General features: G+C 67.8%; 14 protein-coding genes. 5 read left to right on the top strand and 9 right to left on the bottom strand.

The window, feature by feature from the left end; translation table 11 throughout:
* From VF794_RS32475 to VF794_RS32465, 3 genes are all read left to right on the top strand, one after another.
* Window positions 1-601 (top strand): DUF2381 family protein (locus tag VF794_RS32475; RefSeq protein WP_331116995.1); only part of this gene is annotated, 601 nt, incomplete at its 5' end.
* 127 nt (window positions 602-728) lie between these two features.
* On the top strand, window positions 729-1,010 hold the full coding sequence (locus tag VF794_RS32470; protein ID WP_331116994.1) for a DUF2381 family protein: 282 nt from the start codon (window positions 729-731) through the stop codon (window positions 1,008-1,010).
* An 11-nt stretch (window positions 1,011-1,021) separates the two neighbouring features.
* Window positions 1,022-1,513 carry a serine/threonine protein kinase gene (locus tag VF794_RS32465; protein ID WP_331116993.1) on the top strand — a complete coding sequence of 164 codons (492 nt, stop codon included), beginning with the start codon at window positions 1,022-1,024 and terminating at the stop codon, window positions 1,511-1,513.
* Window positions 1,514-1,680: 167 nt separating this feature from the next.
* Here the strand turns inward: VF794_RS32465 and VF794_RS32460 are convergent, their stop codons facing one another.
* The 4 genes from VF794_RS32460 to VF794_RS32440 form a co-directional block, all read right to left on the bottom strand.
* Window positions 1,681-2,445: a DUF5953 family protein gene (locus VF794_RS32460; RefSeq protein ID WP_331116992.1), complete on the bottom strand. Its 765-nt coding sequence runs from the start codon at window positions 2,443-2,445 to the stop codon at window positions 1,681-1,683.
* A gap of 1 nt (window position 2,446) precedes the next feature.
* On the bottom strand, window positions 2,447-3,178 hold the full coding sequence (locus VF794_RS32455; RefSeq protein ID WP_331116991.1) for a DUF6310 domain-containing protein: 732 nt from the start codon (window positions 3,176-3,178) through the stop codon (window positions 2,447-2,449).
* 482 nt (window positions 3,179-3,660) lie between these two features.
* Entirely contained in the window at window positions 3,661-4,077 is a 417-nt protein-coding gene (locus VF794_RS32445) for a group 1 truncated hemoglobin (protein ID WP_331116990.1), read from the bottom strand.
* 104 nt (window positions 4,078-4,181) lie between these two features.
* Window positions 4,182-5,615 carry a GuaB1 family IMP dehydrogenase-related protein gene (locus VF794_RS32440; protein ID WP_331116989.1) on the bottom strand — a complete coding sequence of 478 codons (1,434 nt, stop codon included), beginning with the start codon at window positions 5,613-5,615 and terminating at the stop codon, window positions 4,182-4,184.
* Between the two features lie 94 nt (window positions 5,616-5,709).
* Between VF794_RS32440 and VF794_RS32435 the strand changes: the two genes are divergently transcribed.
* Together VF794_RS32435 and VF794_RS32430 are read left to right on the top strand one after the other, a co-directional pair.
* The gene (locus VF794_RS32435; protein WP_331116988.1) at window positions 5,710-6,480 is read left to right on the top strand and encodes an ABC transporter ATP-binding protein; all 771 of its coding nucleotides are present in this window, start codon (window positions 5,710-5,712) and stop codon (window positions 6,478-6,480) included.
* Window positions 6,477-8,213, top strand: a complete 1,737-nt coding sequence (locus tag VF794_RS32430; protein ID WP_331116987.1) for a putative ABC exporter domain-containing protein — start codon at window positions 6,477-6,479, stop codon at window positions 8,211-8,213. The genes VF794_RS32435 and VF794_RS32430 overlap by 4 nt, the downstream gene beginning before the upstream one ends.
* Before the next feature lie 18 nt (window positions 8,214-8,231).
* Here VF794_RS32430 and VF794_RS32425 read toward each other — a convergent pair whose 3' ends face one another.
* The 5 genes from VF794_RS32425 to VF794_RS32405 all read right to left on the bottom strand — a co-directional run.
* The gene (locus tag VF794_RS32425; protein WP_331116986.1) at window positions 8,232-8,534 is read right to left on the bottom strand and encodes a hypothetical protein; all 303 of its coding nucleotides are present in this window, start codon (window positions 8,532-8,534) and stop codon (window positions 8,232-8,234) included.
* Window positions 8,531-9,088: a hypothetical protein gene (locus tag VF794_RS32420; protein ID WP_331116985.1), complete on the bottom strand. Its 558-nt coding sequence runs from the start codon at window positions 9,086-9,088 to the stop codon at window positions 8,531-8,533. The genes VF794_RS32425 and VF794_RS32420 overlap by 4 nt, the downstream gene beginning before the upstream one ends.
* A 22-nt stretch (window positions 9,089-9,110) precedes the next feature.
* The gene (locus VF794_RS32415) at window positions 9,111-10,280 is read right to left on the bottom strand and encodes a fatty acid desaturase family protein (RefSeq protein WP_331116984.1); all 1,170 of its coding nucleotides are present in this window, start codon (window positions 10,278-10,280) and stop codon (window positions 9,111-9,113) included.
* Window positions 10,281-10,366: 86 nt separating this feature from the next.
* Window positions 10,367-10,825, bottom strand: coding sequence for a protease (locus tag VF794_RS32410; protein WP_331116983.1), 459 nt, complete (start codon window positions 10,823-10,825; stop codon window positions 10,367-10,369).
* A 200-nt stretch (window positions 10,826-11,025) separates the two neighbouring features.
* Window positions 11,026-11,530, bottom strand: a 505-nt coding sequence (locus VF794_RS32405; protein ID WP_331116982.1) for a M35 family metallo-endopeptidase, incomplete at its 5' end; no start/stop codon positions are given.

The following is an 11,530-nucleotide window of genomic DNA, read 5'->3' as shown; positions in this document are numbered from 1 at the left end:
CCTCAAAGTGCCGGCCCATCCAGGCCAGGAGGCGCCGTCCATCTACGTTTCCTGGCAGGTGGTGACGACGCTTCGCTTCGAGGCAGAGGTCGATCGGGCGAAGACGAAAATCTTTGCGTGGGAAGGGCGGTTCGAACCCCTGCTTGTCGGAAGCAAGAAGGTGGTTATCGAGCCGCTGCGCGACCTCGACAGCGGCGAGGCGCTGCCCCTGCTCGTGACGCTCGTTGACGGGACGGAGTTCACGTTCCTTGTGAAGCCCAAGAGCCGCGAGGACTGGGGATGGATCGACTATCAGGTCAACGTGTTCAAGGACACCGACAGCTACAACGTGATCCTCTCGTCCCTTTATGACTCCCTCAACCGCGAGCGCATGCTGAGCGAGGAGAACGAGCGGTTCAAGAAGGAAGAAAACTCGGTCGATCACGCCTTCGCGACCCTGCTCGCGAACGGGCAGGTGAAGAAGACGCCATTTCGGCGTGCGAAGTTCTGGCGCTCGAAGAACGAGGACATGGACATAATCGTCGAAGTCTTCTCGGGCCCCGGCAAGGCGGCGGTCGTGATTCACCTGACGCTGAACCATCCCCTCATTTTCGCGTCGTAACCCCTTGTTTTTATTGAGTCCCCGAGGGAACTTGGGCACGGGGCTACCCCGCGTCTGGGGTTGGCGGGAGATGCGGCCATTTGTAAGTGGTTGAAATTGTTGAGCATTTCGGCCGAAAAATGAGGGGATGGCTCAGCACCTGACGAACACCCTCTACGGCGAGTCATGGAAGCTCGACGGTGCCTATCTGACCCGCGACTTCACCAGTTACACCGCTCGGCCCTTTGCGCTCCGCATGAACCGGAATGAGATCGTTCCCGGTCAGTCGGGGAAGATCGCGGTCGTTGTGGATAAGAGCGCCTTCGAAACTGAGGGCGGGCAGCTCGCCGATCTGGCCCTACAGATCTTCCGTGGCGATGGACTCCTACAGGTGGCCGTGGCGATGGATCACACGCTGATTCGGCAGTAGAAGTGCCGTTCATGCCCACGACCAAGGCTCTGCTGCTCAGCTCCATCGTCCTGCTTGCCACGTCTTCCGGATGCACAACGACCAGAGGCGTGGCACTGCGCCCGGACGGCACTCCAGGTCCGCAGGAATGCCCGGCGAAGGCGCTCGAAGTCATGCGGTATCTAAAACTGCGCGTTGGGGATGCTGCGCTGGTGGAGCTCGACGCAAACCAGATCGACGCGAGGCGCATCTCTCTCTACGACGGCCCCATCGAGAGCATTCTGAAGGATGACCTCGGCACGCTTGAAGCGACGACCCGCTTGTACGGGCAGGTTTGGACGAGCGGCCCGCAGGTTGTGATCCGGTATTACGAGGCCCACCCGCCAGACAGTGACAAGGTTCCCATCTGCGCGGTGGCCCGGCTTAGCCGCGACCAGATGCGGAAGCTGCCAGAGTCGAAGCCCGGGATGGCCATTCTCGACGGCTCCATTGCAGCGGCCTACATCGTCGATGCGTTCCGGTGACACGCTCGCTCGGCTCACCACTCCCTGTGCCGCTGCCTGAGTTGCTTCGCGCACGGTGGTTGGGACCGACCCGGGCGCGTGCGTAGTGGCTTGAGCGGGCCCTGACGCCTGCCGCGAGCGCGCAGAGCAGTGGGGCAGCCAGCAACTCCCCCCGCGAGCCGTGCCCCTCAAGGGGGGGAGCGCCCGCCGATCTCCGGGAAGCGCTCGTAGGCCCGTTTGAGCGCGTCCAGGTGGGCGGGGTTGTCCAGATCGAGGGACGCATCGGTGAGCCTGACAACCCACCCGCCCGTCGCGGTACGTCGTGAGCGCGAAAGCAACTCCGCGTCGCGGGCCGGGTCCGGGAAGCCGATGGTCCGTGCAGCGGCAGCCGACCAGTAGTTCAGCCACCCGAGGCGATGCGGAATCTCAGGCGAGCGGATGTTCCATGGGAGCTTCAGCGCTGGCAGCCCTCGGGGTGGAGGCTGCGGATTCGCCGCCCAGTTTTTCGTCTGGCGCGCAATATCCACTCCCGCGTTGAACGGCGTTGCGTGCCCCCAGAACGCGCGAGCACCCTCCGCAATGGCTTCCAGCACTTCCGCTGCTGCTGCGATGCCGTCTACGGTCAGAGGCAACACCGCATGAATATCAAGTTGGGCTTGGCCACCCGGCGAGCTGCCCGCTGGTAGTTCCAATCCAGTCACAGTGACTCGGAAGTCATCATCCCCGTTTCGGAGGAGCGGAAATCCACGTCCGTTTGGCCTCCCTCGGGCGAGAAATGCCTCGCGCTGCGGCACTGGGATGCGCTTCCCCTCACTAGAAATCGTCCAATCCAGGCGCAAGCCAGGGAGTGCGCGCTCCATTCCATGAACAACGGCCAAAGGGCGACCATCATTGCCCATGAGTGCAGGCGCATAAACGGTAATGGCAATTTCATTTTCTTGTGTGGCTGGCATCTCAGCACCACTCCATGACGACGATCACTCCATCGAGCTCCGGGGCCGCGCGTTCCAGTGCGGCTTTGTGCGCGGGGCTCCGCACGCCGACCCGGAAGTCAAATCCACAAGCCAGAGCGAGGGCGCGCTCATGCCGCAACTTTTGCACCTGACTCTCGATCACAATTTCTCGAAGGTCGGGCGGGTACGTGTCGAAGTTGTCGGTCTTGACCTCCCAGAGCGTGCGCGTGGCCAGTTGCAGCGCGTCGAAGTTCTTCCCATTCACGAATACATCCCTGCCGGGAAAACTATTGTTCGGAATTCTGTCGGCGCATTTGTCGTGCAGTTTATTTCCACCAAGGTGGCGCTTCGCTGGGACGGGCTCGCACCTGCGGCGATCTCGCTCCGAGGTTTCGGTTGGTCCCACGGGAGGGAAATCCGGTCCTTTGGGCTCCGGCTTTGGCCTTTTTTTCGGTGAGGGCTTCTGCGGGGCGGGCGCTGTTTCAGGCACGGGCCTTACCTGGGGACGGCCTCTCTTCTCCGCGTAGGTATCCATCGCTTCTTTGATGGCGAAGCCCACCACCACAACGCCCGCGACGATTACCGTTCCCACGGCGATCTCCGGCGCCGCCAAGACACAGACCCCGACCCCCAGAGCAGCGGCACCCGTGGAGGCCACAGCGCATCTTCCCGTGGTGTCGTGAAACTCGATCCGGTCATGGTCGAGGGCATGAAAGCACCGCTCCACCAGCACGGGCCAGGGCTCGGAAGCCTCCTGGACGGCGCACCGTCCCCCATCCGTCCAGGGCAGCGTCGCCGCTCGCTGGAGGTTGGCGAGCCTTGGGACGCGGGCCGCTGGTTCTCTTGGGCTCGGCGCTGACGTGGCGCAGGCTGAGACATAGAGCAGAAGTGCGATGCACGCTCGGAAACGCATGGCTACGTCCCCCAAACAAGCTAGGACCAATCAAGGTCATCCAGGAGCTGATGGGCCACGCGACCATCGAGATGACCATGCGCTACGCCCACCTCGCGCCGGAGGCCCGGGAGAGCGCGGTGCAGCAGCTCGACCGGCCTGTGCCCCAGCTCCACGTCGCACCGGCCAGAGACGCCGGAGGGGCACACGGAGGGGACATGAGGAACAGGGGACAAAAGAAAAGCCCAGCAACTCCTCGAGATTGCTGGGCCTTCCAGATTGTCCCCAACGGGATTCGAACCCGTGGAGGAGGGAGGACGAACTCAGCTCGCCTTGGCGGCGACCGGGTTCTCCACCACGATGTCCCCGCGGGTGCTGCCGACGATGGCGAAGAGCTCCGCCTGCTCGGCCTCCGGAACCTTGTACTCGTCCAGCACGCCCTTGAAGATGCCGGCGAACACCACCCACTCCGAGGCAGAGATGTTCAGGTGCTTGTGCGACTCCTGCATCGTCTTGCCCGTGTAGCGCTGGGGACCACCCGTCACCTGGCACACCATCTCCGTCACCAGGTACTTGAAGCCGGCCTTCGGCACGCGGTGGTGCGCCTCGTCCACCAGCGGGTTCGCGTTCAGCTCGGGGGCGACCATGATGCGGTCGATGAACGTGTCCACAACCGCGGCGATGGCGTAAACGCCCCCCAGCCGCTCGTACAGCGAGGGCTTCTTCGTTTCGGTGCTCATGTCGGCTCCAGATTGGGCAGTCCGAGGTTCATCCCCAGGCCGCCGGGGCCGGAACATTACGGCAGGACGGCCGGCGCGGGAAATCCGCGACCCTGGACGCCCGCCTACCAGCTCGTGCGGACCGGGCGGCCCTCCTCATAGCCCGACTGGCTCTGCACTCCCACCACCGCGTCGCGGTGGAACTCCTCCAGCGTCCGCGCCCCCGCGTAGGTGCAGGCGCTGCGCACGCCCGTGATGATCTGATCGAGTTTGTCCTCGACCCCAGGGCGCTCCGCCTCGAGGTACATGCGCGAGGTGCTGATGCCCTCCTCGAACAGCTCCTTGCGGGCGCGATCGAAGAGCGACTCGCCCCGGGTGCGCGCCTTGACCGCGCGCTGCGACGCCATGCCGTAGTTCTCCTTGTAGAGGCGGCCGTCGCTGTCGCGCATCGTGTCCGCCGGGCTCTCGTAGGTGCCCGCGAACCAGGAGCCGATCATCACGTTGGCCGCGCCGGCCGCCAGCGCGAGCGCCACGTCGCGCGGGTGCCGGATGCCTCCGTCGGCGCAGGCATGCTTGCCGAGCTTCCGAGCCTCCTCCGCGCAGTCCAGCACCGCGGAGAACTGGGGCCGGCCCACACCGGTCATCATGCGCGTGGTGCACATGGCGCCGGGGCCCACGCCCACCTTCACCTGATCCGCGCCGGCCGAGATGAGATCCCGCGTCCCCTCGCGGGTGACGACGTTGCCCGCCATGACGGGCACTCGGGGGGACAGGCCCCGGACGATCTCCACCACCTCGAGCATCTTGCGCTGGTGGCCGTGCGCCGCGTCGATGACGAGCAAATCCGTGCCCGCGCGCAGCAGCGCCTCGGCCTTGCCCTTCACGTCGCCGTTGATACCGATGGCCGCGCCGACCAGCAGCTTTCCGTCGCGGTCGAGCGCCGGCTTGTAGAGCGTCGAGCGCAGCGCGCCCTTGCGTGTCACCACGCCGATGAGCCGCCTGCCGCGCACCACCGGCACGCAGGAGAGCCGCTTGCTGGCCAGGCGCTCGAAGATGGGCTCGAGCGGTGTGCCCTCGTCGACGCTGACGAGTTCGGTGGACATCACCCGGTGGAGCTGGGTGAAGCGGTCGAAGCCGGCGGCATCGTTCTCGGTGAAGATGCCGACGGGGGCCTCGTTCTCGTCCACGACGATGACGGCGCCGTGGGCGCGCTTGTGGATGAGGTTGAGGGCCTCCTGGATCGTGTCCGTGGGACGCAGGGTGATGGGCGTCTCGTACACGGGGTGCCGCGACTTCACGTAGGTGATGTTCTGCTCGACGATGTCGAGCGGGATGTCCTGGGGCAGTACGGCGATGGCGCCGCGGCGCGCCACCGTCTCGGCCATGCGCCGCCCGGAGACGGCCGTCATGTTGGACACCACGACGGGAATGGTGGTGCCCAGGCCATCGAGCGGCGTCAGGTCCACGTCCAGCCGGGAGGCGACCTCCGAGCGGTTCGGCACCAGGAAGAGATCGTTGTACGTGAGATCGTGGGCAGGCTTCTGGTCGAGGAACCGCATCAAACCTCCAAGGCGGGCGTACCCTACCTGAGTGGAATCCGCCCGGTGGGCCGCGTATTTTGTCCCACATGCAGACAGCGCAGCCGAGGTCCGAGTGACGGCGCCCGTGTTGGAGGTGGAGGGGCTGGAGAAGGGGTATGGCGACGTACAGGCCGTGCGAGGGCTGACGTTCCAGGTCGCCCCCGGTGAGGTGCTCGGGTTGGTGGGGCCCAACGGGGCGGGGAAGACGTCCACGCTGCGCTGCCTGGCCGGCATCCTGCCTCCGTCCTCGGGGCGTGTGACGGTGGCCGGCCACGACATGGCGGCGGTGCCGGTGGAGGCCAAGCGGGCGCTGGCGTTCCTTCCCGACGAGCCCCGCCTCTTCGAGTACCTCACCGTCTGGGAGCACCTGAACTTCGTGGCGCGGCTGTACGGGGTGGAGGGCTGGGAGGAGCGGGCCCGGGCGCTGCTGGACGAGATGGAGCTGGCCGGCAAGGAGAAGGCGCTGCCCGGAGAGCTGTCGCGCGGCATGAAGCAGAAGCTGTCCATCGCGTGCGGCTTCCTGCACACGCCTCGGCTCATCCTCCTGGACGAGCCCCTCACGGGGTTGGATCCGCTGGGCATCCGGCGCATGAAGGGCTCGTTGCGCCAGCGGGCGGAGGCGGGGACGGCGCTGGTGCTCTCCTCGCACCTGCTGCCGCTGGTGGAGGAGCTGTGCCACCGCATCCTCGTCATCGCCGGGGGGCGCGCGGTGGCGCTGGGGACGCTCTCGGACATCCGCGCTCAGCTCAGCGGTCCGGAGGGGGAGGGCGCCTCGCTGGAGGAGCTCTTCATCCGCATCACCAGCGCGGCGCCCGAGGCCCGGCCCGAGCGGGAGGTCCCGTGAGCTTCCCGCGTGCGATGGCGTTCCTCTGGGTGGCCTCGACGTACAACCGGCTGCGCCGCCAGCTCCAGCGCCTGCGCCAGCCGAAGTACCTCGTGGGGGCGATCGTCGGCGGGATGTACGTGTACTCCCTCTTCCTGCGGGGGGTGATCTCCCGGGGCCAGGAGGGGATGCCTCCGCCCATGGCGCAGATCTTCAGCCAGTTCATGCTCACGGCCGCGATGCTCGGCACGCTCCTCTCCGCCTGGGCGCTGGGGCCGGATCGGCCGGCGCTGAGCTTCACCGAGACGGAGGTACAGCAGCTCTTCCCCGCGCCCGTATCCCGCCGGGGGCTGCTGCACTACAAGCTGACCCGAGGCCTCGTGGGCGCGGGAGTGGGCGCCTTCTTCGCCACCCTCTTCATGAGCCGCGTGGTGTCGCCGAACCCCGTCCTCTTCTTCCTCGGAGCCACCGTGACGCTCGCCACGGTGAACCTGCACGTGATGGGGGCCTCCTTCGTGCGCACGCGGCTCGCCCGGCGCGGCGGCGTGGGCGTGGTGCTGCGCTGGGGCACGCTCGCGGCCGTGCTCGCCCTGTTCGTCGGCGCGGCGCTGTCCGTGCTGCGCGAGCACCCCTTCCCCCCGGAGGAGCTGGCCAATCCCCGGAGCATCCAGCGGTGGCTGGTCGCCCTGATGGACGCGCCGGCGTTGTGGCCGGGAAGGGCGCTGGTGGCCCTGCCGCTCGCACGGGACGTGGGAGCCTTCGTGCGGGCCCTGCCGCTCGGGCTCGGGCTGCTCGCCGTCCACTACGCGTGGGTGATGAGCGCGGCGGTGCCCTTCGAGGAGGCCGCGCTGGTCCGGGCCGAGGAGCGGGCCCGCCTCCGAGAGCAGATGGGACGTCAGGGAGGCCGGCCCACCCCCATCCGGTTGCGCGCGGCCTTCTTCCGGCTGGCGCCCACGGGTCGTCCGGAGGTGGCGCTCGTCTGGAAGAACCTCATCGCCGGGCGGCGGCTGGGCGGGGCGGGGCGGCTGCTCGTCGCGGGGCTGCTGGGGGGGCTCGTGGCCGCCGTGGCCTCGGGCCGGGGCGCGGATGTGCTCGCCAACGTGCGCCTGATCATGGCCCCCCTGTGCGCGGGGCTCGCGGTCATCCTGTGCTTCTTCGGCCCCTCCGCCGTGCGGATGGATCTGCGGATGGACCTGCCCCGGCTGGAGCAGCTCCGGGCGATGCCGCTCACCGGACGGCAGGTGGTGGCGGCGGAGCTCGCCGCGCCCGCGCTGCTGCTGGGGGTGACGCAGGTGGGGCTCGTCGTGCTGGCGGTGGTGCTCTCGACGGTATTGGGAGAGCCGAGAGGGGGGGCCGCGTGGTGGGTGGCGGGAGGCCTGTGCGCCGTCTGGGTATTGCCGGCGGTGAGCCTCGGAGGGCTCTTCGTGCAGAACGCGGCGGTGGTGCTCTTCCCGGCGTGGCTGCCCCCCGAGGGCGAGCGGGTGCGCGGCTTCGAGGCGCTCGGCCAGCGGGTGCTGACCCTGATGGGCACGCTGGTGGCATTGATGGTGGGGCTGCTGCCCGCGGGGGTGCTGGCGGCCCTGGTGGGCTTCGGCCTGAACCACTTCCTGGGCTTCGGGGTGTGGGCGCTGCCCTTCGCGGGGTTCGCCGCGGCGGCGGTGCTCGTGGCCGAGGTGGCCCTGGGCGTGGTGGGCCTGGGCCGCGCCTTCGATCGGCTCGACGTGTCGAGCGAGGGGCCCGAGACGAGCGTCTGAGTCCCGGGCCCTCGTGGCTCAGTGAGGCCCGGCCGCCTCCGGCTTCGGGGTGAGCGTGCGCACCACCAGCGAGCGGCATGCTCCGCACACGACGCCGGAGCGCTCCCAGTGCACCTGCTCCTCCATCTCCTGGGGCGACTCCGGGCTCTCCTCGAGCTGCTTGAGGAGCAAGGCGAGCTCCTCCTCCGAGCCCGTGCCACCCCCGGGGGTGTCGATCGCGTCCTGCTCTCCCTGGAGGACGAGGGAGAAGCGGTAGTACACCTCGCGGGGGGAGAGGCCGCGCCCGCAGGTGGCGCACGTCTTGGCCCGAGGGCCCGTCATGCGACCGTCCCGCTCAAGGGGCTCTGCTTCAGGGTGCGCTCGAAGCCCTCTTCCCGGAAGAGGAAGACATAGGCGTCCGAGCCGATGTCCAGCGAGAGGATCCGGCGCGGGTTTCCCGCCGCCACCAGCAGGGTGTTGAGCCAGGCCACCAGCGGCTCGAGCCCCTCCGACACGGTGATCGTCCGCTCGGCGCCGGACGCCTCGGCCACCACGGCCCGCGCGCCCTCCATCCGCCGGAGGGAGGCCAGGCCCGGCGCATCGGTGATGGAGAGCAGCTCCGCGACGACGTCCGAGGTCTCCTGACCGAAGCGCCAGTCGAGGAACAGCAAGCCATCCTCCCGGCCCCGTTCCTGGAGTCCCGTGGCGTAGTACGTCTCCAGGAGCGACACCGCGTCCTGATCCGTCAGCGTCTCGGGAACCTCGCCCAGCACCTCGCGGAAGGCGGCCTGGCACTCACGCACTTCCCAGCGCGAGAGCAAGCCCAGCGCCTTGAGCTGCTTCACGCCCTTGGCGAGGGCGGGTGCGCGCTCCTTCGCTACCTCGAAGCTCCCCATTGTGCCTCCGGACCCGGCTTCGTCAGCGACCTCGTGCGTCCAGTGTGCGCATCGAGGTCCGCCCGACCATGATATCGACGAGCTTCTTCACGCGACGGAACACGTTCTCCTGCACGTAGGGAACACCGTGCTTCTCGCAGAGCGCCTTCACCCGGGGCTGGAGTTCCCTGTACTTGCGCATGGGCAGGTTGGGCCAGAGGTGGTGCTCGATCTGGTAGTTGAGCCAGCCGTGGAGGAAGTCGACCACGTCGCCGCCGGTGGTGTAGTTCACCGAGCCGATCACCTGCCGCACGGAGAACTCCGCGTGGCTCCGGGCGCGATCGTGGAACCGGTAGAGATCATCGCCCGCGTGGTTGGGCGCGATGATCATGAAGCTCTGGAGGTTGGTGAGCAGCTCGGCCAGCACGCTGTTGGCGAGCACGGAGAACACGGCCCACGCCCCGAGCGGCGCGAAGAGGGCCGGCAGGAGCACGAAGCGCAGGGCCGCGTAGGGCAGGATGCACGTCGCCCAGAAGGCCCGCCCCTCGGCGCGCAGCGGGTTGAAGGCCGTGATGAGCGGCGGCGAAGCGCCATCGTCGGGCACGCCCGCGCGCCGACGCTCGGCCCGCTGCCACTCCAGGAAGGTGTTGGGCGCGTAGTACGTCAGCTTCCACGTGAAGGCGAAGAAGGCGACGATCGCGTACTTCACCGGCAGGGGCATGGACGAGCGGCGCAGGAAGCCGGTGGTCTCCTCCACCAGGTCCGGATCCGCCGTCTCGCCCGTGCGCCCATGGTGGAGCGCGTTGTGCTCGTGGCGCCACGCCTCCGGGTGGATCCAATCGGGCCAGTCGAGCATGCGGCGCCAGCCGGTGGCGAAGTGGCGGTTGGTGATGCGCGCGGGCACGCCGGGCACGCGGTCATAGCCGCGATGCGTGGAGTGGTGCGCCATCATCGTCCAGCGGGCCGTGTTGCCCTGGGCGATGAGCAGCGCCGAGAGGGGATTGGGCGCGAGCCACGCCGTCGCGTAACCGAGCAGCGAGCACACCCGGCCCCAGCGCTCGATCTTCCGGAAGTGCGCGAGATCCTTGGGCCCTAGAGAGGCTTCCGCCTCGGTGCGGAGGGTTTGAAGATCACGGGCGAAAGCCTCTTCGTCGAGAGACGGAAAGGCGGCCGGGGGAACGTCCTCCGCGCGCGAGGCGACTGCGGTGCTCATGATGGGTGTACTGGCTCCTGGATGTCCGCTTGAGAGCACCTACCATATCAGATGGGTGCTCGCGCCATGTCGCACCGCGTCACCCCTCAGGGCGTGACGATCGTCGTCTCGACGGCCGGGCATTGCACCGGCATGGCCCGGAACCCATCCCGGGTGTGGGGCAGCTCGGCCTGTTTCGTCGCGACGTCCAGGAGTTCGTTGCGGAAGGCGATCCGGTAGTGCCCCGGCTGCGTGAAGTCGTAGGCCAGCGACGCCTCGACGGTGGCGTCCGCCGATGCGCCCGGGGCGATGGAGACGTAGTCCTCCGCCGTGGGATCTCCGCGCTTGAGCATCGGCCCCTGGTAGGGGATGTCCACGCCGTCGCGCGTCACCTGGAGGAAGTTGTTGAGCAGCCCCTCGAAGGGCGTGTGCCAGTCGAGCACGAACAGGGGCCGCGCCGTGGGGTTGGTGAGTTGGAAGCGCAGCATCACCGGCTCCCCCACCTTGAAGCGAGGCGCCACGCTGAGCGAGCAGGTGAGCGATCTCGGAGTCTCCTGCTGTCCCATGGTCGGTGCCTCCTTCTGCTCGGTGGGCCGAGCCTGGGGCTCCGCCGCTTCCTTCCGCGATGCACACCCCCAACCACCGACGGCCAGACAGGCCCCCAAGAACCACCCAAGGTTTCCACGCGTCATGGACCGATGCCCTCCCAAAAAAAGAAAGACGGGAGCGTCGCCGCTCCCGTCTTTACGCCACGGCCTGGCCGAGCTTACGGCAGGGAGGGGGTGTTCTCGGCGAAGTACTCGTGGTTGTCCGCGTTATCCAGCGCCTTGGTGGGGCTGGAGGTCGCCAGGCTCTTGGCCGCGCTCTGGCCGTAGGCGTGGTCATCCGTGGCCGCCACCACGTTGAAGTGGCTCATCTCGTGGACCAGCGTGCCGGCCTTGGAGTCCGTGCCCGTGTTGGGGGCGCTCCAGAAGGCGTTGCACACGTAGATCTTGTACGGCGAGGCCGGGTACACGTAGGCGTAGTAGCTGTCGTTGCAGCTGCAGTCGACCACGACCGCCGCGTTGGCCAGGGCGTTCTTGATGTTGGTGAAGTGGTTGCGCGCCGTGGTCAGGTTGGTGCTCGAGTAGGCGCCGAACCAGGTGGTGTAGCGCGTGGTGCCCGAGGAGATGCCGTTGAGGTAGTTTGACGCGTTGGTGGCGTAGGTGCGGGCCGAGCCCATGGCCGTGGTGATGGAGGACTGCTCGGTGCTGGTGCAGGCGCCGGAGAAC

Source organism: Archangium sp., assembly GCF_036389735.1.
In the GTDB taxonomy this organism is placed as follows: domain Bacteria; phylum Myxococcota; class Myxococcia; order Myxococcales; family Myxococcaceae; genus Archangium.
Note: the sequence above shows the minus strand (reverse complement) of the source record. Positions and strands in the feature narration are given on the sequence as shown.

Bases quoted from the DNA above. Each gene is read 5' to 3' on its own strand.
- VF794_RS32470 (WP_331116994.1), top strand. From the start codon at position 729: ATGGCTCAGCACCTGACGAACACCCTCTACGGCGAGTCATGGAAGCTC.
- VF794_RS32465 (WP_331116993.1), top strand. From the start codon at position 1,022: ATGCCCACGACCAAGGCTCTGCTGCTCAGCTCCATCGTCCTGCTTGCC.
- VF794_RS32460 (WP_331116992.1), bottom strand. From the start codon at position 2,445: ATGCCAGCCACACAAGAAAATGAAATTGCCATTACCGTTTATGCGCCT.
- VF794_RS32445 (WP_331116990.1), bottom strand. From the start codon at position 4,077: ATGAGCACCGAAACGAAGAAGCCCTCGCTGTACGAGCGGCTGGGGGGC.
- VF794_RS32440 (WP_331116989.1), bottom strand. From the start codon at position 5,615: ATGCGGTTCCTCGACCAGAAGCCTGCCCACGATCTCACGTACAACGAT.
- VF794_RS32425 (WP_331116986.1), bottom strand. From the start codon at position 8,534: ATGACGGGCCCTCGGGCCAAGACGTGCGCCACCTGCGGGCGCGGCCTC.
- VF794_RS32420 (WP_331116985.1), bottom strand. From the start codon at position 9,088: ATGGGGAGCTTCGAGGTAGCGAAGGAGCGCGCACCCGCCCTCGCCAAG.
- VF794_RS32415 (WP_331116984.1), bottom strand. From the start codon at position 10,280: ATGAGCACCGCAGTCGCCTCGCGCGCGGAGGACGTTCCCCCGGCCGCC.
- VF794_RS32410 (WP_331116983.1), bottom strand. From the start codon at position 10,825: ATGGGACAGCAGGAGACTCCGAGATCGCTCACCTGCTCGCTCAGCGTG.